Origin of the sequence: Pseudomonas oryzihabitans (assembly GCF_001518815.1) — a bacterium.
Taxonomy (GTDB): Bacteria; Pseudomonadota; Gammaproteobacteria; order Pseudomonadales; family Pseudomonadaceae; genus Chryseomonas; species Chryseomonas oryzihabitans_E.
In genome coordinates this window covers 988,705-1,008,850 of the sequence record NZ_CP013987.1, presented here as the reverse complement: position 1 = coordinate 1,008,850, position 20,146 = coordinate 988,705, and the positions used below count along the sequence as shown (strand labels likewise).

Here is a 20,146-nt window from a genome sequence, read left to right as displayed (position 1 = left end):
GCCAGGACCGGGTTCCAGTGTTGACCTTGACCCGAGGTCAAGGTCAACACTGATGTCAGGAGGTGCCCATGCACGAATTCGAACTCTCCATCAGCGGCATGACCTGCGCAGCCTGCGCCGGGCGGGTCGAGCGCGCCCTGCAGAAGGTGCCGGCGGTCAGCGCGGCCGGGGTCAACCTCGCCAGCGAAAAGGCCCGCGTCAGCGCACCACCCGAGGCGGCCCCGGCGCTGGCCGAAGCCATCACGGCGGCCGGCTACCGGGTAGCCGAGGCCGAGCACGACCTGGCGCTGTCCGGCATGAGTTGCGCCAACTGCGCGGGGCGCATCGAAAAGGCCCTGCGCGCCGTGCCCGGGGTCCTGTCGGCCGAGGTCAATCTCGCCAGCGAGCGTGCCCGTGTGAAGACCCTGGCCGCGGTCGAGACCGGCGCCCTGATCGCCGCGGTGGAAGCCGCGGGCTACGACGCCCAGGACCGCCTCGCCGAGGATGACCGCCCTGCCCCGGGGCGTGCGGGGCTGCCCTGGGAGCAACTGGAGCTGGCCCTGGCACTGCTGCTGGCCGCCCCGCTGATCCTGCCCATGCTGCTGGTACCCTTCGGCTGGCACCTGATGCCGCCGGCCTGGCTGCAATTCCTGCTGGCGACACCGGTACAGTTCCTGGTCGGCGCCCGCTTCTATCGCGGCGCCTGGCATGCCCTGTGCGCCCGCAGCGGCAACATGGATGTGCTGGTCGCCCTGGGCACCAGCGCTGCCTACGGCCTGAGCCTCTACCTCTGGCTGGTCAAGGACAGTCCCCATCTCTATTTCGAGACGGCGGCGATGGTCATCGCCCTGGTCCGCCTGGGCAAATACCTGGAGGCCCGCGCCAAGCGCCGTACCGGTGCCGCCCTGCGCGCCCTGGAAGCCCTGCGCCCCGAGCAGGCCCGGCGCCTGAACGCGGACGGCGAGGAAGAAGAAGTCGCGCTGAATCGGCTGCGGCTGGGCGACCGCCTGCAGATTCGCCCGGGCGAACGCATTCCGGCCGACGGTCGCATCCTGCTGGGCGAAAGCCAGGTGGACGAAGCCCTGCTCACCGGCGAGAGCCGCCCGGTCGCCAAAGGCCCCGGTGACGAAGTGGTCGGAGGTGCCATCAATGGCGAGGGCAATCTGCACATCGAGGTCAGCGCGCTGGGCGGCGAGACGGTGCTGGCCGGCATCATCCGCCTGGTGGAAGATGCCCAGGCCAGCAAGGCGCCCATCCAGCAACTGGTGGATCGCATCAGCCGGATCTTCGTCCCGGTAGTGATCGGCCTGGCCTTCCTCACCCTGGCTGGCTGGCTGCTGACCGGACACGCCCTGGAACCCGCCCTGCTCGCCGCCGTCGCCGTGCTGGTCATCGCCTGCCCCTGCGCCCTGGGTCTGGCGACGCCAGCCGCGCTCATGGCCGGCACCGGGGTGGCGGCGCGCCACGGCATCCTGATCAAGGACGCCGAAACCCTGGAACGCGCCCAGGGCATCACCACCGTGGTGTTCGACAAGACCGGCACCCTGACCGCCGGCCAGTTGCGCCTGCGCCAGCTGGCCACGGCGCCCGGAATCGAGGAGCACGAGCTGCTGAGCCTGACCGGCAGCCTGCAACGGGGCAGCGAACACCCCCTCGCCACGGCGGTGCTGAAGGCCTGCCGCGCGCGTGGCCTGGATACGCCACCAGCCAGCGACGTCCGCGCCCTCCCCGGCCGCGGCCTGAACGGTAGCTGGCAAGGGCGCGCGCTGCTCCTCGGCAATGCCCGGCTGCTGGCCGAACAGGGCCTGGCTGCCGGCCCGCTGGCCGAGGCGGCCCGCGACTGGGAAGACCAGGGCCTCACGCTGTCCTGGCTGCTGGAGACTGGTGCCCCGGCGCGGGTGCTGGGACTGCTGGCCTTTGGCGACGAGATCCGTCCGGGCGCCACCCAGGCTATCGCCCAGTTGCGCGCGGACGGCATCGACAGCTGGCTGCTGACCGGTGACAACCGCGGCAGTGCCCGCCAGGTGGCCGAGGCGCTGGGCATCGCGCAGTGGGAGGCCGAGGTACTGCCCGCCGACAAGGCCGCGGTGGTCGCCCGCCTGCAAGCGACCCAGGGGGGCGTCGCCATGGTCGGCGACGGCCTCAACGACGCCCCGGCACTGGCCGCTGCCGAGCTGGGCATCGCCATGGGCTCGGGCACCGCGGCCGCCCGCCATGCCGCCGGCATCACCCTGCTGCAGGAGGACCCGCGCCAGGTGGTCGCGGCGCTGGACATCGCCCGGCGTACCCAGCGCAAGATCCGCCAGAATCTGTTCTGGGCCTTCGTCTACAATGTCATCGGCCTGCCCCTGGCGGCCTTCGGCCTGCTCGACCCGGTCTATGCCGGGGCCGCCATGGCCTTTTCCAGCGTCAGTGTCCTGGCCAATGCCCTGCTGCTCGGCCGCTGGCGCCCGTCCGGAGACTCCCCGTCATGAACATCGGTCAGGCCGCCAAGGCCAGCGGGCTTACCGCCAAGATGCTGCGCTACTACGAGCGCATCGGCCTCCTGGCACCCGCCGGGCGCACCGATAGCGGCTATCGCCAGTACGGCGCCGAAGACCTGCGGGTGCTGGCCTTCGTCCGCCGCTCGCGGGAGCTGGGCTTCAGCCTCGAGGAGATCCGCCAGCTGCTCAGTCTCTGGCAGGACCGGCAGCGTGCCAGTGCCGACGTCAAGGCGCTGGCCAAGCGGCACATCACCGAGCTGGACCAGAAGATCGCCGAGCTGACGCGGCTGCGCAGCACCCTGGGCGAACTGGTTTCCTGCTGCCACGGCGATGCCAGCCCCGACTGCCCGATCCTCGATAGCCTGGGCGGCTGACGCAACCGCTGCCGCCCAGCGGGGTCCATCGGTTATCCCCCCGCTACCGAGGCACCACCATGCAGACCCTGCACCACTACCAGATCCGCTATCGCCTCAATGGCGAGCCACTCAGCCACGAGCTGGAGAGCTTCGAGCCGGTCACCGAGGAGGAAGCGCTGCTGCAATTGCTCATCAAGCACGTCGAGGAACCCCAGGTGGTGGTCGATGCACCCTGGGAGCGTCATGCCCAGCCGAGCATCGCCCGCCGCGCCCAGGAAGCCGGACTGAGCGACATCGAGATCAGCCAGCGGGACTGACGGCCGGCCCAGGCAGGTGGCTTTGCGCTATAATTCCGCGCTTTTGCCCCCTTCGTTGGAGTGATTCATGACCCTGCCTCGCCTGCGCCTCAAAGCCAATGCCGACCGCCGTCTGCGCGCCGGGCACCTCTGGGTGTACAGCAACGAGGTGGACGTGGTCGCCACGCCGCTCACCGCCTTCGAACCAGGCGACCAGGCCATCCTGGAAACCACCAGCGGCAAGCCGCTGGGCCTGGTGGCGTTGTCGCCCAACAACCTGATCTGCGCCCGCCTGTTCTCCCGCGACACCGGCTACCTGCTGGACAAGTCGCTGCTGGTGCATCGCTTCAAGGTCGCCCTGAGCCTGCGCGAGCGGCTGTTCGGCAGCCACTGCTATCGCCTGGTCTATGGCGATTCGGATTTCCTGCCTGGCCTGGTGGTGGATCGCTTCAACGATATCCTGGTGGTGCAGATCGCCTCGGCGACCATGGAGCGCCAGCGCGACGCCATCCTCGCCGCCCTGCTGCAGGTATTCAAACCCCAGGGCGTGCTGTGGAAGAACGATGGCAGCGCCCGTGTGGCCGAGGGCCTTTCCAGCTATGTGGAAGTGGCCTACGGCGAGGTCCCCGACTGGGTGGGGCTGGAAGAGAACGGCGTGCGCTTCGAGGCCCCGGTGCGTGAAGGCCAGAAGACCGGCTGGTTCTATGACCACCGCCTGAATCGTGCGCGCCTGGCGCCCTATGTCGAAGGCAAGCGGGTGCTCGACCTGTTCAGCTACATCGGCGGCTGGGGCGTGCAGGCCGCGGCCTTCGGTGCCAGCGAAGTCATGTGCGTGGACGCCTCGGGCTTCGCCCTCGACGGCGTGGAGCGCAATGCCACTCTCAACGGCCTGGCGGAAAAGCTGGTGTGCGTCGAGGGCGATGTCTTCGAGGCGCTCAAGGAACTCAAGGCCGGTGAAGAAAAATTCGATGTCATCGTTGCCGACCCGCCGGCCTTCATCAAGAAGCGCAAGGACCTGAAGAACGGCGAGGCCGCCTACCGTCGCCTCAACGAGCAGGCCATGCGGCTGCTGAACAAGGACGGCATCCTGGTCAGTGCCTCCTGCTCCATGCACCTGCCCGAAGACGACCTGCAGAACATCCTGCTCGGCAGCGCCCGCCATCTGGATCGCAACCTGCAGATCCTCGAACGCGGCGCCCAGGGCCCGGATCATCCGGTACACCCGGCCATTCCGGAAACCCGCTACATCAAGAGCCTCACCTGCCGTCTGCTGCCCAGCTAAGACGCCAGGCCAAGAAAAAGCCGGACCAGGTCCGGCTTTTTTGTGCGTGTTCAAACCTCAGCTGAGGGCGCGGATCAACTCGTCCTTCTTCATCCGCGAACGACCCCGCACATTCTGCTCGGCTGCCTTCTTCACCAGTTCGTCGCGGGTCAGGTCACTGAGCGAAGTACTACCGCTGCGCGAGCGATGCGCCGCTGCATGTCCGCTGTTGGGCGACTGGCCCTGTTTGGTGGCCACCGCCCGCCGGGCGGAATCCTTGCGATCCGCGCTTTTGGCGGTACCGCTCTTGGCCTTGCCGGAACCTGCCTTTTCACCACCGCCGGACTGCTTGTTCACCGTCGCCCAGGCCCGCGCTTCGGCTTCATCCTTGGAGACGCCCTTTTTCTCGTAGCTCTCCTCGATGTGCTCGGCCTTGCGTTCCTGCTTGTCGCTGTACTTGGACTTGTCGCCGCGAGGCATGGCAGTCTCCCGATTAGTCTTCAGCCTTGATGGTGGCCACTTCACCGGCTTTCACCCGCACGTGACGACCCGCCACATCGGTGAATTCATAAAAGCCGTCGGCCGTCTTGGTAGTGGGACGATCCTCGGTGATGTACTGGGTGCCATCCTGCAGGGTCACCACTGTCTCGGTGGAACAGGCCGCCAGCCCCATGAGGGTCAGGGCCAGCACGCCACCGCTTGCCAGGCGACTCATGGCGCTTCCGGCGAGACACGATGAATGGAGACATCATGCAGGGCCACCAGCGCCTGACCGGACTCGATGTCGGCCAACTGGAAGCGCTCATCGTTGATGGCATCCAGGTGCCGGCAGGCCAGATCGCGGACCACGTCGGTGATGGGTACATCCAGATTGCTGATACGGTCGGTATAGCTTTCGCCCAGCAACTTGTAGTGAATTTCGTAATGGCTATCGGTGTCGTCACGCATGAGGGGTCTCCGCGAAAAGGCTGCCCGACTCGGGTTATTGTTATAGAACTCGACCAACCAAACCGGTTCTTTTCCGCTCGTCCGACGCCGCCGAACGGTCGCCTGTCAAGTTCCTTTTCAGCGGCTTTACCTCAGTGTGCGGCCCGCATTTGCTGGAGCAGCGCGCTGCACTGGGCACCCTGCTCATTGCTGGGCGCCACCAGCGCCAGCAGACCGGCGGCAGGCGCGGCGAAGGTCGCCAGCAGCGCCGCCACGGCACCCCGGGCGGCCAGAGGCAGCGCCTTCACGCCAGGCGAAGGATTCTTCAGGGTACCGCGCACATAGAGCGGCGAGCGCAGGGAAAAGATGCGCAAGCCCTTGCTGTGGGGATCGACGGTGAGATCCAGTCGTTCGCTCGCCAGGTTGATGGTGCCGGTGATGTTGATCAGGGCGTTCTCGGTGTCGAGCACGAACACCTGGGGCTGCACCAAGCCCTTCTTGAAGTCGAGATCGGCAACCGCGCAATTGATCTCCACTTCGTCATCGCCGAACAGCCGATCGACCAGGTAGTTGCCGACGTTGAGGCCGGCCAGCTCCATCAGGCTGCGGCTGATGCGGCCGTCGTTCATCAGCAGCTTGAGCTCACCATCGCTGGTGCCCAGCAGGGCCGCCACCGAGTTGCCGGTGCCGCTCAGGGTGGCGTCGCCATTGAGCTCACCCATGCTGCGCTTCATCGTCTCCACGGTAGGGAACAGCTGATTCAATTTGACCCGTCGTACATGCAGGTCGACACGCCCCCGCAGTGGGGTCTTGTCGCCCTCCAAACGTACCGTGGTGTTCAGGTCGCCCCCTGCCACGCCAAAGCGAAGGGGATCGAGCAACAGCACCCCATCGGTCAGGCGTACATGGGTATTGAGGTCGGTGATCGGCAACTGCGCGTTCTGCACGATGCGCTTACCGGTGAAGCGCACGTCGGCATCCATGGCGCGCCACCGATCGGTGCGAAACTCGGACACGGGCAGCGCCTTGGTCGTCGGCTGCTGGCTGGTTTCACCCTTGGCGGCCTGCTGCTCCTTGGTATCGGCGCCAATCAGTGGTGCCAGGTCTTCGAACAGCAACTGATCGGAGCGCAGCGTCCCGCTGAGCTTGGGTCGTGGCTTACCACCGGTGAACAGCACCTCGCCATGCAGATCGCTCTTGCCTACCCGGCCGTTGAAGTCTTCGTAGCTGAAGCGGGCGCCAGCCGGATCGTTGAGCTTGACGGTGAGATGACCGTCGGTGGCATAGGGTGCCGTTTCCGGCAGGGTGACGCCTGTCAGCGGATAGAGCTGCGCCAGACTCTTGCCTTCCAGTACCAGATGCAGATCAAGGGCGCCCAGGCGTCGCGGATCGGTCAGGGTCCCGAACACCTGCACCCGGGTCTCACCTGCCCGGGCATCGAGCTGGATGGGAAACGGCGTATCGGCATCCTGCAAGGCCAGCAGACCACCGATCTGGCCACGGCCATTGACCGGCACCTGCTTGTAGCTGCCTTCCACCGCCAGGGCGAACTGGAAGGCCTGGGTCTGCTTGACGTTGGACCGCTGGCGCGAGGTGCCCTGCTTGCCGACCAGGTCGGCATAGGCGATGGGAGCATCCAGGGAGGTGATGCGCGCCTTTAGCCGGGTGGCGGTCTGGGCATCGTCGAAGCCCACCTTGCCGGCATCGAAGCCGATGGTGCCGATGTCCACCGTCCAGGCCGAAGGCTCGGCCTTGGGATCCTTTTCGGCGGTCTCGAAGGTCCAGCTGTTGCGCCCATCGGCCAGCCGCTGAGCATTGACCACCGGCCCGGTAAGGTCGATGCGCGGGATATAGATCTGCTTGGCCAGCAGCGCCAGCGGCGAGATCCGCAACTGCACCCGGTCGAGATGAACGAAGGTCTTTTCCTTGGCCCAGTCCGGATTGCCCAGGGTCAGATCTTCGGCGGCGATGTGCGGCCAAGGGATCCAGGCACGCCAGCCGCCCTGGTCCGGCTCGCGGTGCCAGACCACGCCCAGGTTACCCTCGATGGCGAACGGTCGGTGCAAAGCGCTCGATACCTGCTCGTTGATGGTTGGCTTGAGCCGATTCCAGTCGAAGGTGGCGAGGACCACCACCAGCAGGACGAGCAGCAGCAGGATGATTCCCAGCAGCCAGGCGAGGATCTTGCGTGGGCGTGTCATGGCCGCCTCCTTGGATTTCCGTTCCCTCTTGGGTCTGCTCAGCGCAGCGGGGTTCCCTGGATAGACGTCATGCCTTGCGCTGGCGCAGGGCGAGCAGCGCTACCGCCACCCCGATCAGGGTCAGCAGCAGCAGACTGCCGCGCAGTCCCACCTGCCCCGCCACGGCCCCGATCAGCGGCGGGCCGAGCAGGAAGCCCAGATAGCCGGCGGTGGCGGTCATGGCGATACCGGCGGCCGGGGTCTCGGCCACCTGGCCTGCGGCACTGAAGGCTGCGGGCACCACGTTGGACAGACCCAGTCCCACCAGGGCGAAGCCGAGGATGGCGCTCCAGGGCGCCGGCAGGATCACCGCCAGTGCCAGGCCAAGAGTGGCAAGGAGGGCCCCGCCAAAGATCACCTGGGGCCCGCCGAAGCGGTGGCGAATGCCATCGCCAAACAGACGGCCCACCAGCATGGTCAGCGAAAAGGCGGCGTAGCCGAGGGTGGCGACCACCGGCGTCGCCCCACCCACCTGACCCAGGTAGACAGCGCTCCAGTCGGTCATGGCGCCTTCGAGCATCAGGCAGCCCAGGGCGATCAACCCCAGCGCCAGCACCCGTCGATCCGGCAGCCGCAGGGCATGGCTCACCGGACTGCGGTCACCTTGGTCCAGCGCCAGGGCGGCCGGCAACGCCAGCACCAGCGCCACCAGCGCCGCGGCCAGCAGCACCAGCAATGCCGAGGCGCCCAGGTGCAGCACCAGCGCCCCGAGGCCGGCACCGAGGAAGCCGCCCAGGCTGAAGGCGGCGTGGAAAGACGACATCAGCGGCCTGTCCCAACGGCTTTCGACATCACTGGCATGGGCGTTCATGGCCACGTCGATCAGGCCATTGCAGGCGCCGAGCAGCAGCGCGCAGAGGAGCAGCCAGGCCAGTGACGGCGCCACTCCGGGCCAGATCAGCACCAATACGAAGGCCAGGATACTCAAGCGGGTGAGGCGTCCGGTGCCGCCGAGCCGCGGCACCAGCACCCCGGCGAAGGGCATGGTGAGCATGGCGCCCAGGGCGACGGCCAGCAGCACCAGGCTCAACTGACCGTCCCCCAGTGCCAGATTGCGCTTGAGCTCGGGAATGGCCGCCGCCCAGCCGCCAATCCCGCAACCATTGGCGAGAAAGACGGTAAAGGTGGCGCGGCGCTGGCGACGCAAGACGGCAGTGGTCATGGGGATCCTAGGGCGAGAGGCTAACGGTCACTGGCGAGCGAATGCAGCTGCAGACCGGCGTCGCGATAGGGCTGGAGGCGCCCCTCGCTCAGACCCGGCTCCAGCACCAGGTGGTTCACCTGATCGAGCTTCAGCACATGATAGAAGGCCACGCTGTCGAGCTTCTCGGCAGTCACCGCGACGGCGACCTGGCTGCTCTGCTCGGCCACGGCTGCCTTGAATTCGGCTTCCTCCAGATCGAAGCCGGTCACCCCGGTTTCCACTGCCAGGGCGCAGGCGCCAAGGAAAGCCAGGTCCGCCCGTACACCGCGCAGATCGCGCATCGCGCGTGCACCCAGGCAAGCGCCCGACTCCGGAGCGGCCAGCCCGCCGATCATCAGCACCCGGATACCCTGGCGCTGCAGCAGCGCCGCCGCGATTACTGGCGCATTGGTCGCCACGGTCAACTGCTGATCGCCCGGTAGCGCCTGGGCGATGGCCAGGTTGGTCGAGCCGGCGTCCAGCAGCAGCAATTGCCCCGGCTGCACCAGCCGGGCCGCCGCCTGCCCCAGGGACTGCTTGGCGGTTTCGTCCTGGCCGATACGGGTCGGCAGCGGCTCCGGCGGCGTCAACAGCGACAGCGCCCCTCCGTATACCCGTCGGCACAGGCCCTGACGGGCCAGCTCGCGCAGGTCACGGCGCACGCTGTCTTCGGAAATGCCCCAGGTCGCGGCCAGCTCGGCGGACAGGACCCGTCCCTGCTCACGCAGCAGGGCCAGGATCGCGGCCTGGCGTTCTTCGGGAAGATGGATAGCTGCACTCATACCGATACTCCAAGAGGATCAGTAGATCATGCACAATCAAATACAAACGTGCAACATCATGCGTTAGGTGACACGCTTTTCCGAGCATCCAGCCAGCGACCGCCAAAGACATTGATCAGCAGGCCCAGCATGACCGCCAGCCCACCCAGTTGTTGCTGAGTGGTCATTTGCTCGCCCAGCACGACGGCCGCTGACGTCAGGCCAACCACCGGCACCAGCAGCGAAAAGGGCGCCACCTGACCGGCCGGATAGCGCGACAGCAGCCGACTCCAGATGCCGTAGCCAACCAGGGTGGCGATAAAGGCCAGGTAGACGATGGCGAAGACCGACCCGCCCGACAGCGACGTCAGTGCCGTGGAGATCTGCTCCGGGCCTTCCAGCAGCAGCGACAGGGCCAGGAAGGGCAGCGGCGGAATCAGGCTGCCCCAGACCACCAGACCGAGCATGTCCACCTTGCCGATCTTCTTGGTGACGATATTGCCCAGGCCCCACATGGCTGCGGCCGCCAGGGTGAGCAGGAAACCAGCCAGGGTCATGGTGACGCCATGCTCGGTACCGATCAGCAAGAGCCCCAGGGCCGCCACCGCCAGCCCTACCAGGCTGGCACGTCTTACCTTTTCCCCAAGCAACGTGGCGGCGAACGCCAGGGTAAAGAAGGCCTGCGCCTGCAGCACCAGCGAGGCCAGGCCGGCCGGCATGCCCACGTACATGGCCGAGAACAGGAAGGCGAACTGCCCCAGGGAGATGGTCAGCCCGTAGGCCAGTAGCAGCCGCCAGGACACCTGGGGTCGCCGCACGAACAGAATCGCCGGAAAGGCCGCCAGGCAGAAGCGCAAGGTACCCAGCAACATGGGCGGCACCCCATGCAGCCCGAGCTTGATGACGACGAAGTTCACCCCCCAGGCCAGGATGACGACCAGTGCCAGCAACAGATCCCGGGGTGCCATCGACAACTCCTTGAACGCGTTCAGATAGATAGGCGGCTACCCTACTCCTTTGTGTCCGCGCTGCGGCGTCACAGTTGCCCACAAATTCGGCCAGTCACTCTCTGCAAAAGAAAAACCGCAGCCTGGGCTGCGGTTAGTTGGGATCAGGCACTGCGCTTGTCGCGCAGCGGGTCGTGGCCCCAGTTCATCAGCGATTTGCGCCAGCGCGAATCTTCGATATCGCCCTCCGGCCGCTGCTTGAGATGGCGATGGACATAGCCGATGACCTTGCGCATGGCCTGGTAGTCATCGTCTTCCAGCTCGGCCTGGCGCTTGCCCTTGAGCTCCAGGATACGTTCGCCCATGGCGTGGCCGACCGCCTTGCCGTCGTTGGCTGCGGTGACCTTCTTGCCGCCCTTGGTCATGCCGACGCCCTTGCTGGTGTCACCGCTGAGCCATTTGCGCAGCTGGCTCGGGGTCATGTTGACCACCTGCTTGAATTCGTTGCGTACTTCTTTCCGGTCGTCGTCGGAAGCCTTCTTGGTGCTCATTTTTCACCTGCCTTTTGCAACGCTTTCACCAGTTCGTCTTTCTTCATACGCGACCGGCCCCGCACCTCACGGCGCGCGGCACGTTTCATCAGCTCGTCCTTGGTCAGACCGGCCAGGCCCGATTCGCGCGCGGTCGCCGTCTTGCGTGCCACATCGGCAGGCTGCTTGGAATGCTGCTTACCGCGTCGCGTATCGCGACGCTTCTTCGCGGTGGTGCGCTGGTACTCTTCCTTGCTCAGGGAATCCCGTGCCTTTTCCGGCAGATAGCGTTCACCGGTCGCTTCGGACTTCTTGCCGGAGCGGGTGCCCCACTTCTCGTCGGTCCATTGCTGCAGATGGTTGTCCTTGCCTTTGCCGCCCTGGTATTCACCACCGCGCTTCTGGTACTCCTGGGCCGCCAGCTGCGCCTTGCGCGCCGACCACTGACCGGGCTTGCCGCCCTTGTCGCCCGCGGTAATTTCTTGCTTCACCTTTTCCCAGAGTTCGGGATCGCTCTTCTTGGCCGTGGCACTCATGGCTCACCTCAAGTTGGAGACATTGCAGTCGTTGACTCTAGGATGACTGTCCAACCGAAACGGGGGTTCGCGCTAGGCGACGAACGCTCCAGTCCCCCGCCTTAGTCTTCAGAGAACGCCATGTCCCCTGCCGCCCTACTCCGCCGCCGCTGGATCCCGCTGCTCTTCGTCATCCTGCTGGTGGGTGTAGGTGTCCCCTATGGCTGCTCGGAACTGGCCTATCGCGAACGTCAGTGGGTGTTCAGCATCGAGCCCGGCAATGCCAGCTGGTTCACTGGCGTGCCGGAAGGCGTCCGCCAGTTCAATCTGCCGGTTCCGGACGGTCTGACCGGCACCGACTACCTCCACGCCTGGTGGTGGCCCGCCCGCCGTCCAGACGCCCCCACCCTGCTCTATCTGCACGGTACCCGCTGGAACCTCACGGCGCAGGTCCGGCGCATCGCCACCCTGCGACAACTCGGCTATTCGGTGCTGGCCATCGACTATCGCGGCTTCGGTGAAAGCCCTGGCGACGTCCCGTCGGAGCGCAGCGTCTACCAGGATGCCCGCATCGCCTGGAAGCACCTGCAGAGCCTGCAGCCCGATCCCCGCAAGAGATACATCTATGGCCATTCACTGGGTGGTGCGGTGGCGGTGGATCTGGCCTGGCGCATCGCCCGTGACGGAGATCCGACGGGCGACTATCCCGCCGCGGCCGGTTTGATCATCGAATCCACCTTCACCACCCTGGCCGACGCCGCCTCGGCAGTGGTCGACACCCGCTTTCCCCTGCGCTGGCTGATGTCGGAGAAATTCGATTCCCTGGACAAGATCCCGGAAATCCATATCCCGGTGCTCATCGTCCACGGCGGCGACGACCGCTATGTGCCGCCCCGCTTCAGCGAGGCGCTTTATGCAGCCGCGCAACCGCCCAAGCGGCTGCTGTTGATCCCGGGCGGCACTCACTCCAACAGCATGGTGATCGGCACGCGCGACTATGCCGCCGCCTTGCGCGAACTGTTCGGTGGCGCGCACCTGAGCGAAGCGGAAAAGCGAGAATCATCGACAGGAGGCTAGACACTTTCGCAAAGCCATCGACGGCGCTGATAGTCACTATCTCGCCAGTCTATTTTTTTCGGGCGGCCCTGCTCGGGATACTGAACTCACTCCAGACCAGTCTCCCCAGAGGACACCACCATGAACCTGCGTATCGCCTTCGGTTTTGCCCTGACCGCTCTTGCCCTCAACACCTTCGCCCAGGACTTCGTCTCTGCTCCGAGCGCTGCGACCCAGATCGCCGAGGAATCCAGCCAACGCCCCCTGGGCCAGCTGATCAAGCAACAGCAGCAGCGCCTGCAGGAACACACCCTCGCCGAGGAATCCAGCCTGCGTCCCCTGGGCCAGATCATCAAGCAGCAGCAACGGCAGCTGCAGGAACACCGGGTCGCCGAAGAGTCCAGCCTGCGCCCACTGGGTCAGGTCATCGAAGACCAGCAACAGCGCCTGGATAGCGATGAAGTGGCTGAAAACGGGTCGGCCCAGACCCTCGACCGCCTGATCAAGGCCGGCCAGACCCGCCAGGCCTAAGCCTTATCAGCGCCTTCCTGCCCGGCCTTGCGCCGGGCTCGCTCAATGAATCTTTTCGCTGCCCGGCCCGATGCTGGCGGGTGCGTCCACGCTCAGCTCCTGAGGCACCTCGTCGATCCGCGGGTCCAGCGCCGCCGCCATCGGACTCACCGAATCGGGCATGGCCACGTGATGCAGCGGCGCCGCGTCCAGTCGGTGCTCGCCACTCACGAAGCGCGGTTGCACGAAGAAGATCAGGATCAGCGCATAGGCCGAGGTCAGCACATAGAACATGCCCGGGCCAAAGTGCTCCATGGCGGCGCCAGCCAGCAGAGGACCGATGCACGCACCCACGCCATAGGTGGTCAGCAGCATCGCCGACAACTCCACCCGCCGCTCGGGCTCGACATGGTCATTGGCAAAGGCCGTGGCCAGCGGATAGAGGGTGAACAGCAGCATCCCCGACACGAATCCCGCGGCCAGCAGCCAGGGATAGGGCAAGGTGATCAGGCCCCACAGCGGCACCGCCGCGAGGCACAGCAATACCGCATTGGCGCGGATCAGCTTGCAGCGATCGAGACGATCCGACAGCCAACCCAGCGGCCACTGGGCGCAGAAACCTGCCACGATGCACAACCCGACATAGAAGCTCGACTGCGCCGTGTCCAGCCCGCTACGGCTGGCGAATACCGGTGCCAGGCCATAGAAGCCGCCCACCAGCAGTCCCGCGGTAAAGATGGTCACCAGTGACTGAGGTACACGCTGCCAGAAGAAGCGGATCTCCAGGGGCGCCGCCACCAGCTTGGCCGGGTGCACCCGCCGCGTCATCGCCAGGGGAATCAGGCAAGAGGCGAAGCAGATCGCGACCAGCAACAGCGGCTTGTAATCCAGTTGCGGATGCCAGGCCAGCAGCGCCTGGCCGATCACCAGACCCAGGTCCACCGCAACCATGTAGCCCGCGAACACCTTGCCGCGCTGATGATTCTCCGCCTGCTCGTTGAGCCAGCTCTCGATCACCATGTACTGGTTCATCATCACTATGCCCATGACGAATCTCAGCGCGATCCAGACGTTCAGGTCGTCGACCAGGGCATGGATGAGGACGGTGACCGTGGCGGCACCGGCACAGGCCACATAGGAGCGGATATGGCCGACACCGGCGATGAGCCGGTGGCCGAACTTGCCCCCGCACACCAGCCCGAAGTAATAGGCCGCCATCAGGGCGCCGGTCCAGAGGTCGCCAGCTCCCTGCTGAGTGAGTCTCAGGCCGATATAGGTGGTGAACAGACCGGAACCGGCCAACATCAACAGGGTGGCGAAATAGAGCGCAGGAAAGGTAACTAGAGGGCTGAACATCAGGGATCACATGAAAGGAAGCGAAAAGCCAGAACGGACCAGCACGCGCTGATCGTCGAGACCAAGAAAGGAAAGGGTTTGAAAGAAGCGCCGGATCCTACTCCGGCTCTTGGCGCCTGCTGGTATCGGTGCGCTGGCGCTGCCGCCACTGATCCAGATAGACCACCTGGCCATGCTCGGGCTTGGCCTGATAGACGGGAGCCGAAGCCACCACTGAGTCCGCCGACGGCCGTTCGACCTCGGGTACCACGAAGGAGGCGAAGTCGACCTTGGCCAGCGTCTTGCCGAACAGCGCAAGAGAGGCGTTCAGCCGCTCTTCACCCGTCACGGTGAACTCGAAGGCGAATAGCCGGGCCAGGCGCTTGCGCCCCTTGGCATCGGCCATCCAGCGAAAACGTGAAAAAGCCACGGCGCCATCGAGCAGGATGACCTTGCGGCGGCGGCACTCCTGCTCCGCCAACCTCAGAGCCTGTTCGCGAATGCCATGGGCATGCCAGAACCACAGACCAATGCCGACTGCGCCCAGTAACAGGCAGAGATTACCTAGCGTCAGCATCTTCGCTCCTCATCGAAGGGTACCGCCGTCACTGACGCCGCACAGCGTCACCGGATGCCGTCTCGTTCAACAGGCGAATGTTCTCACGCTCGCCTTTGTACAACGCCAGAGGGGCGATTTCCTTACCTAACAAAGGCGCCTGCTGTTGGTGCCATATGTAGTAGAAAACGTTCAGTACCGCCAATAGCAGAAACAACCAACGCATCATTCGTTCTCGAGCGGACACGCCAATGCCAATCCAGCAAACACCATATCGGGCACGATTCGCGCACCCGGAACGACATGTTTGACCAGTTCTGCGTCACCCCCGGTCAGAAACACTTCGCAACCTTCGGCGAACATATCCTGAGCCAGTTCGTACTGAGTACGGACGAAACCCTTGAGCATGTATAGACACCCACGCTCCACGGCCTCGATGGTCGTACGTCCCGGCGCCTCGTAGCGTTCACCACTGGCCCAATGTGGATCGTAGCGGATACGACGGGTATGGGTCTGCAGTTCCCGACGCATCAACGGAATACCCGGACAGATGAACCCACCCTGATGCTCGCCCTGGGCGTCGACCAGATCGGCGGTGACCGCAGTACCCAGGTCAAGCACTACACAAGCCTTGCCTTCTGCCAACTGCACCGCTGCCAGGATCACCAGCCAACGGTCCATGCCCAGGCGCTGGTGGTCCCGATATCCATTGCGCACGCCGTTCCAGATCTCTACTGGCAAGGCCTGGTGGCAGACGATACCGAAGGTCGCCGTGAGAAGCTCCTTGAGTCGCTGGGTCTCTTCGTCACTGCGCACGCTGACCAGGCGACAGGCCGTCAGGGCGGGTGTGTCCGGTTGGGACAACGCGGCGATCAGGGCTTCGTCGCTGTCGACGATGCCGGTAGCGACCACGTCGCCACCCTTGGCCAAGAGCCGCCACTTGATCAGGCTGTTACCACAATCGAGTTCAAGAATCATGATCTAGGCTCAGGCTCAATTCGCCACCGCTGAAAGCCTGCGTCTGCCCGTCTACGCGCATGAGGATAGCCCCATCTTCGGCAACTCCTTCCACTGTGCCCTGGATACAGCGAACCCCCGAAGACAGGGTTACCGCTCGACCTTGCCAGCCATGATAACGCTCCCACTCGTCCCGCAGGGCGGTGAATCCCGACTGGCGATGAATACACCACAGGTTGTCTATCTCCTGGAGCAGGAGGCTGGCGACCTCGTTGCGATCCTGCAGGCCACCCAACGCCTCGGCCATGGAAATCCACGGCTGATCGATGTTCTCGGCCAGGCGCATGTTGACGTTGATGCCAATTCCGATGATTGCCTGACAGACGTCCTGCGGATCACCCGACAGCTCGATCAGAATGCCAGCCAGCTTGCGACCACGAACCAGGACGTCATTGGGCCACTTCAGCCAGGCATCTTCGACACCCAGCCGTTGCAGGGTACGGATCACGGCCAGGCCCATGGTCAGGCTCAGTGCCTGCAGCTTCTGGATGCCACCCTGGCTGGACACCACGGCGGTGAGATAGAGATTCTTGCCATAGGGGCTGATCCAGGCACGACCTCGACGTCCGCGCCCGGCCTGCTGATGCTCGGCCAGCAAGACGAAGGGTGGCTGCTCGTGCTGGTGCAGCCGGCGTTGCGCCTCGGCATTGGTGGAATCTATCGAAGCCAGGACGGTAACTGGCCACCCACCCTGCCGAGCGATGCGCTCGGCATCGAGCAGGAACAGGGGCTCCTCCAAGCGGTAACCCCGCCCCGGAACCTTGAACACCTCGACGCCAAAGTCTTCTTCAAGCGTCTTCAGGCGCTTCCAGATGGCACTCCTGGAGACGCCCAAGGCCTCACCAAGCTCGACGCCGGAATGAAATTTTCCATCACTCAGCAGGTTCAGCAACGGCATGCCCGAACTCCGTTCGACTTTCTTCCGCCCCAAAGACAACACCCCCGCCAGAGTGATCTGAGCGGGGGTGCTGGGTGTTAGGCGCTTGACGATGACCTACTCTCACATGGGGAAACCCCACACTACCATCGGCGATGCATCGTTTCACTTCTGAGTTCGGGAAGGGATCAGGTGGTTCCAATGCTCTATGTTCGTCAAGCAATTCGGTTGGCTGGCCAGGCAATAAGACTGCCTGGCTGGCCCAATTGGGTCTGTGATCGAAGTAGACAATTCGTCTTGGGGTCTTGCGAACCCACGCGCCCGTTTCCGGCGTCGTCTTCCTCACGCTCTGACCTGCGGTCAGATTGTTTGGGTGTTATATGGTCAAGCCTCACGGGCAATTAGTATCGGTTAGCTCAACGCCTCACAGCGCTTACACACCCGACCTATCAACGTCGTAGTCTTCGACGGCCCTTTAGGAAGCTCAAGGCTCCAGTGAGATCTCATCTTGAGGCAAGTTTCCCGCTTAGATGCTTTCAGCGGTTATCTCTTCCGAACATAGCTACCCGGCGATGCCACTGGCGTGACAACCGGAACACCAGAGGTTCGTCCACTCCGGTCCTCTCGTACTAGGAGCAGCCCCTCTCAAATCTCAAACGTCCACGGCAGATAGGGACCGAACTGTCTCACGACGTTCTAAACCCAGCTCGCGTACCACTTTAAATGGCGAACAGCCATACCCTTGGGACCGGCTTCAGCCCCAGGATGTGATGAGCCGACATCGAGGTGCCAAACACCGCCGTCGATATGAACTCTTGGGCGGTATCAGCCTGTTATCCCCGGAGTACCTTTTATCCGTTGAGCGATGGCCCTTCCATACAGAACCACCGGATCACTAAGACCTACTTTCGTACCTGCTCGACGTGTCTGTCTCGCAGTCAAGCGCGCTTTTGCCTTTATACTCTACGACCGATTTCCGACCGGTCTGAGCGCACCTTCGTACTCCTCCGTTACTCTTTAGGAGGAGACCGCCCCAGTCAAACTGCCCACCATACACTGTCCTCGATCCGGATAACGGACCAGAGTTAGAACCTCAAGGTTGCCAGGGTGGTATTTCAAGGATGGCTCCACGCAGACTGGCGTCCACGCTTCAAAGCCTCCCACCTATCCTACACAAGCAAGCTCAAAGTCCAGTGCAAAGCTACAGTAAAGGTTCACGGGGTCTTTCCGTCTAGCCGCGGATACACTGCATCTTCACAGCGATTTCAATTTCACTGAGTCTCGGGTGGAGACAGCGCCGCCATCGTTACGCCATTCGTGCAGGTCGGAACTTACCCGACAAGGAATTTCGCTACCTTAGGACCGTTATAGTTACGGCCGCCGTTTACCGGGGCTTCGATCAAGAGCTTCGCTTGCGCTAACCCCATCAATTAACCTTCCGGCACCGGGCAGGCGTCACACCCTATACGTCCACTTTCGTGTTTGCAGAGTGCTGTGTTTTTAATAAACAGTCGCAGCGGCCTGGTATCTTCGACCGGCATGAGCTTACGGGGTAAACCCTTCACCCTCACCGGCGCACCTTCTCCCGAAGTTACGGTGCCATTTTGCCTAGTTCCTTCACCCGAGTTCTCTCAAGCGCCTTGGTATTCTCTACCCGACCACCTGTGTCGGTTTGGGGTACGGTTCCTAGTTACCTGAAGCTTAGAGGCTTTTCCTGGAAGCATGGCATCAACCACTTCTCCTTCTAAAAGAAGGATCGTCATCAGTTCTCGGCCTTAACTGTCCGGATTTACCTAAACAGTCAGCCTACCACCTTAAACTTGGACAACCATCGCCAAGCTGGCCTAGCCTTCTCCGTCCCCCCATCGCAGTAACTAGAAGTACGGGAATATTAACCCGTTTCCCATCGACTACGCCTTTCAGCCTCGCCTTAGGGACCGACTCACCCTGCGTCGATTAACGTTGCGCAGGAACCCTTGGTCTTTCGGCGTGCGAGTTTTTCACTCGCATTGTCGTTACTCATGTCAGCATTCGCACTTCTGATACCTCCAGCAAGCTTCTCAACTCACCTTCACAGGCTTACAGAACGCTCCTCTACCGCATCACCAAAGGTGATACCCGTAGCTTCGGTGCCTGGTTTGAGCCCCGTTACATCTTCCGCGCAGGCCGACTCGACTAGTGAGCTATTACGCTTTCTTTAAAGGGTGGCTGCTTCTAAGCCAACCTCCTAGCTGTCTAAGCCTTCCCACATCGTTTACCACTTAACCAGGACTTTGGGACCTTAGCTGACGGTCTGGGTTGTTTCCCTTTTCACGACGGACGTTAGCACCCGCCGTGTGTCTCCCATGCTCGGCACTTCTGGGTATTCGGAGTTTGCATCGGTTTGGTAAGTCGGGATGACCCCCTAGCCGAAACAGTGCTCTACCCCCCAGAGTGATACATGAGGCGCTACCTAAATAGCTTTCGAGGAGAACCAGCTATCTCCGAGCTTGATTAGCCTTTCACTCCGATCCACAAGTCATCCCCTGCCTTTTCAACGGAAGTGGGTTCGGTCCTCCAGTCAGTGTTACCTAACCTTCAACCTGCTCATGGATAGATCGCCCGGTTTCGGGTCTATTCCCAGCGACTAGACGCCCTATTAAGACTCGCTTTCGCTACGCCTCCCCTATTCGGTTAAGCTCGCCACTGAAAATAAGTCGCTGACCCATTATACAAAAGGTACGCAGTCACCCAACAAAGTGGGCTCCCACTGCTTGTACGCATACGGTTTCAGGTTCTATTTCACTCCCCTCTCCGGGGTTCTTTTCGCCTTTCCCTCACGGTACTGGTTCACTATCGGTCAGTCAGGAGTATTTAGCCTTGGAGGATGGTCCCCCCATATTCAGACAGGGTTTCTCGTGCCCCGTCCTACTCGATTTCATTGATAAGAGCGTTTCGCGTACAGGGCTATCACCCACTATGGCCGCACTTTCCAGAGCGTTCCGCTACTCTCAAATCAACTTAAGGGCTGGTCCCCGTTCGCTCGCCACTACTAAGGGAATCTCGGTTGATTTCTTTTCCTCAGGGTACTTAGATGTTTCAGTTCCCCTGGTTCGCCTCTTAACCCTATGGATTCAGGTTAAGATACCTAGCTTATGCTAGGTGGGTTTCCCCATTCAGAGATCTCCGGGTCACAGGTCATTTGCCACCTCACCGAAGCTTATCGCAGGCTATCACGTCTTTCATCGCCTCTGACTGCCAAGGCATCCACCGTATGCGCTTCTTCACTTGACCATATAACCCCAAGCAATCTCGCCGGCGTCACAAGGACGCTACCG

The 20,146-nt window shown here is 63.2% G+C and carries 19 protein-coding genes and 2 rRNA genes; 6 read left to right on the top strand and 15 right to left on the bottom strand.

All coding sequences use genetic code 11. The features are described from left to right. The first annotated feature begins 68 nt into the window (after positions 1–68). The 4 genes from APT59_RS04610 (at position 69) to APT59_RS04595 (ending at position 4,396) form a co-directional block, all read left to right on the top strand. A complete protein-coding gene (locus APT59_RS04610; protein ID WP_059313770.1) occupies positions 69–2,453 on the top strand; it encodes a heavy metal translocating P-type ATPase in 2,385 nt (794 codons plus the stop codon). Beyond that, positions 2,450–2,836 carry a Cu(I)-responsive transcriptional regulator gene (cueR, locus tag APT59_RS04605; RefSeq protein WP_059313769.1) on the top strand — a complete coding sequence of 129 codons (387 nt, stop codon included), beginning with the start codon at positions 2,450–2,452 and terminating at the stop codon, positions 2,834–2,836. The genes APT59_RS04610 and cueR overlap by 4 nt, the downstream gene beginning before the upstream one ends. A gap of 59 nt (positions 2,837–2,895) precedes the next feature. Then, positions 2,896–3,135 carry a hypothetical protein gene (locus APT59_RS04600; RefSeq protein ID WP_059313768.1) on the top strand — a complete coding sequence of 80 codons (240 nt, stop codon included), beginning with the start codon at positions 2,896–2,898 and terminating at the stop codon, positions 3,133–3,135. A gap of 67 nt (positions 3,136–3,202) precedes the next feature. After that, positions 3,203–4,396, top strand: coding sequence for a class I SAM-dependent rRNA methyltransferase (locus tag APT59_RS04595; RefSeq protein ID WP_059313767.1), 1,194 nt, complete (start codon positions 3,203–3,205; stop codon positions 4,394–4,396). Positions 4,397–4,453: 57 nt separating this feature from the next. Here APT59_RS04595 and APT59_RS04590 read toward each other — a convergent pair whose 3' ends face one another. The 9 genes from APT59_RS04590 to APT59_RS04550 all read right to left on the bottom strand — a co-directional run bounded on the left by APT59_RS04590 (position 4,454) and on the right by APT59_RS04550 (position 11,499). Then, positions 4,454–4,855 carry a Rho termination factor N-terminal domain-containing protein gene (locus APT59_RS04590; RefSeq protein ID WP_059313766.1) on the bottom strand — a complete coding sequence of 134 codons (402 nt, stop codon included), beginning with the start codon at positions 4,853–4,855 and terminating at the stop codon, positions 4,454–4,456. Between the two features lie 13 nt (positions 4,856–4,868). Further along, complete coding sequence (locus tag APT59_RS04585) at positions 4,869–5,090, bottom strand: YgdI/YgdR family lipoprotein (RefSeq protein ID WP_059313765.1); 222 nt, start codon at positions 5,088–5,090, stop codon at positions 4,869–4,871. Further along, positions 5,087–5,323, bottom strand: a complete 237-nt coding sequence (locus APT59_RS04580; protein WP_058765520.1) for a hypothetical protein — start codon at positions 5,321–5,323, stop codon at positions 5,087–5,089. Before APT59_RS04580 ends, APT59_RS04585 begins: the two co-directional genes overlap by 4 nt. A gap of 131 nt (positions 5,324–5,454) precedes the next feature. Beyond that, positions 5,455–7,503 (bottom strand): AsmA family protein, encoded by a 2,049-nt coding sequence (locus APT59_RS04575; protein ID WP_059313764.1) that lies wholly within the window; start codon positions 7,501–7,503, stop codon positions 5,455–5,457. Between the two features lie 67 nt (positions 7,504–7,570). Beyond that, on the bottom strand, positions 7,571–8,704 hold the full coding sequence (locus tag APT59_RS04570) for an MFS transporter (RefSeq protein ID WP_059313763.1): 1,134 nt from the start codon (positions 8,702–8,704) through the stop codon (positions 7,571–7,573). 20 nt (positions 8,705–8,724) lie between these two features. Further along, positions 8,725–9,507, bottom strand: a complete 783-nt coding sequence (locus APT59_RS04565; RefSeq protein WP_059313762.1) for a DeoR/GlpR family DNA-binding transcription regulator — start codon at positions 9,505–9,507, stop codon at positions 8,725–8,727. 56 nt (positions 9,508–9,563) lie between these two features. After that, on the bottom strand, positions 9,564–10,454 hold the full coding sequence (locus APT59_RS04560; protein WP_059313761.1) for an EamA family transporter: 891 nt from the start codon (positions 10,452–10,454) through the stop codon (positions 9,564–9,566). A gap of 143 nt (positions 10,455–10,597) precedes the next feature. After that, on the bottom strand, positions 10,598–10,984 hold the full coding sequence (locus APT59_RS04555) for a DUF3140 domain-containing protein (RefSeq protein WP_059313760.1): 387 nt from the start codon (positions 10,982–10,984) through the stop codon (positions 10,598–10,600). Beyond that, a complete protein-coding gene (locus APT59_RS04550; protein ID WP_059313759.1) occupies positions 10,981–11,499 on the bottom strand; it encodes a hypothetical protein in 519 nt (172 codons plus the stop codon). Before APT59_RS04550 ends, APT59_RS04555 begins: the two co-directional genes overlap by 4 nt. Before the next feature lie 120 nt (positions 11,500–11,619). Between APT59_RS04550 and APT59_RS04545 the strand changes: the two genes are divergently transcribed. Further along, positions 11,620–12,555 carry an alpha/beta hydrolase gene (locus APT59_RS04545; RefSeq protein WP_059313758.1) on the top strand — a complete coding sequence of 312 codons (936 nt, stop codon included), beginning with the start codon at positions 11,620–11,622 and terminating at the stop codon, positions 12,553–12,555. A gap of 120 nt (positions 12,556–12,675) precedes the next feature. Next, positions 12,676–13,065, top strand: a complete 390-nt coding sequence (locus APT59_RS04540; RefSeq protein WP_059313757.1) for a hypothetical protein — start codon at positions 12,676–12,678, stop codon at positions 13,063–13,065. Between the two features lie 42 nt (positions 13,066–13,107). Here the strand turns inward: APT59_RS04540 and APT59_RS04535 are convergent, their stop codons facing one another. The 6 genes from APT59_RS04535 to APT59_RS04505 form a co-directional block, all read right to left on the bottom strand. Further along, positions 13,108–14,400, bottom strand: coding sequence for an MFS transporter (locus APT59_RS04535; RefSeq protein WP_059313756.1), 1,293 nt, complete (start codon positions 14,398–14,400; stop codon positions 13,108–13,110). 97 nt (positions 14,401–14,497) lie between these two features. Next, a complete protein-coding gene (locus APT59_RS04530; RefSeq protein ID WP_059313755.1) occupies positions 14,498–14,956 on the bottom strand; it encodes a DUF3301 domain-containing protein in 459 nt (152 codons plus the stop codon). Positions 14,957–15,160: 204 nt separating this feature from the next. Next, positions 15,161–15,913, bottom strand: a complete 753-nt coding sequence (locus APT59_RS04520) for a type III pantothenate kinase (RefSeq protein WP_059313753.1) — start codon at positions 15,911–15,913, stop codon at positions 15,161–15,163. Then, positions 15,903–16,850, bottom strand: a complete 948-nt coding sequence (birA, locus tag APT59_RS04515) for a bifunctional biotin--[acetyl-CoA-carboxylase] ligase/biotin operon repressor BirA (protein WP_059313752.1) — start codon at positions 16,848–16,850, stop codon at positions 15,903–15,905. Before birA ends, APT59_RS04520 begins: the two co-directional genes overlap by 11 nt. Positions 16,851–16,933: 83 nt before the next feature. Further along, positions 16,934–17,049 (bottom strand): 5S ribosomal RNA (gene rrf / locus APT59_RS04510). A 160-nt stretch (positions 17,050–17,209) separates the two neighbouring features. Continuing rightward, positions 17,210–20,102: ribosomal RNA gene (locus tag APT59_RS04505) — 23S ribosomal RNA — on the bottom strand. Between the last annotated feature and the right edge of the window lie 44 nt (positions 20,103–20,146).

Excerpts from the sequence above, each read along its gene's own strand:
- APT59_RS04545 (WP_059313758.1), top strand. The coding sequence starts at position 11,620 with ATGTCCCCTGCCGCCCTACTCCGCCGCCGCTGGATCCCGCTGCTCTTC.
- APT59_RS04560 (WP_059313761.1), bottom strand. The coding sequence starts at position 10,454 with ATGGCACCCCGGGATCTGTTGCTGGCACTGGTCGTCATCCTGGCCTGG.
- APT59_RS04595 (WP_059313767.1), top strand. The coding sequence starts at position 3,203 with ATGACCCTGCCTCGCCTGCGCCTCAAAGCCAATGCCGACCGCCGTCTG.
- APT59_RS04600 (WP_059313768.1), top strand. The coding sequence starts at position 2,896 with ATGCAGACCCTGCACCACTACCAGATCCGCTATCGCCTCAATGGCGAG.
- APT59_RS04585 (WP_059313765.1), bottom strand. The coding sequence starts at position 5,090 with ATGAGTCGCCTGGCAAGCGGTGGCGTGCTGGCCCTGACCCTCATGGGG.
- APT59_RS04610 (WP_059313770.1), top strand. The coding sequence starts at position 69 with ATGCACGAATTCGAACTCTCCATCAGCGGCATGACCTGCGCAGCCTGC.
- birA (WP_059313752.1), bottom strand. The coding sequence starts at position 16,850 with ATGCCGTTGCTGAACCTGCTGAGTGATGGAAAATTTCATTCCGGCGTC.
- APT59_RS04520 (WP_059313753.1), bottom strand. The coding sequence starts at position 15,913 with ATGATTCTTGAACTCGATTGTGGTAACAGCCTGATCAAGTGGCGGCTC.
- APT59_RS04555 (WP_059313760.1), bottom strand. The coding sequence starts at position 10,984 with ATGAGCACCAAGAAGGCTTCCGACGACGACCGGAAAGAAGTACGCAAC.
- APT59_RS04550 (WP_059313759.1), bottom strand. The coding sequence starts at position 11,499 with ATGAGTGCCACGGCCAAGAAGAGCGATCCCGAACTCTGGGAAAAGGTG.
- cueR (WP_059313769.1), top strand. The coding sequence starts at position 2,450 with ATGAACATCGGTCAGGCCGCCAAGGCCAGCGGGCTTACCGCCAAGATG.
- APT59_RS04535 (WP_059313756.1), bottom strand. The coding sequence starts at position 14,400 with ATGTTCAGCCCTCTAGTTACCTTTCCTGCGCTCTATTTCGCCACCCTG.
- APT59_RS04530 (WP_059313755.1), bottom strand. The coding sequence starts at position 14,956 with ATGCTGACGCTAGGTAATCTCTGCCTGTTACTGGGCGCAGTCGGCATT.
- APT59_RS04540 (WP_059313757.1), top strand. The coding sequence starts at position 12,676 with ATGAACCTGCGTATCGCCTTCGGTTTTGCCCTGACCGCTCTTGCCCTC.
- APT59_RS04580 (WP_058765520.1), bottom strand. The coding sequence starts at position 5,323 with ATGCGTGACGACACCGATAGCCATTACGAAATTCACTACAAGTTGCTG.
- APT59_RS04590 (WP_059313766.1), bottom strand. The coding sequence starts at position 4,855 with ATGCCTCGCGGCGACAAGTCCAAGTACAGCGACAAGCAGGAACGCAAG.
- APT59_RS04565 (WP_059313762.1), bottom strand. The coding sequence starts at position 9,507 with ATGAGTGCAGCTATCCATCTTCCCGAAGAACGCCAGGCCGCGATCCTG.
- APT59_RS04570 (WP_059313763.1), bottom strand. The coding sequence starts at position 8,704 with ATGACCACTGCCGTCTTGCGTCGCCAGCGCCGCGCCACCTTTACCGTC.
- APT59_RS04575 (WP_059313764.1), bottom strand. The coding sequence starts at position 7,503 with ATGACACGCCCACGCAAGATCCTCGCCTGGCTGCTGGGAATCATCCTG.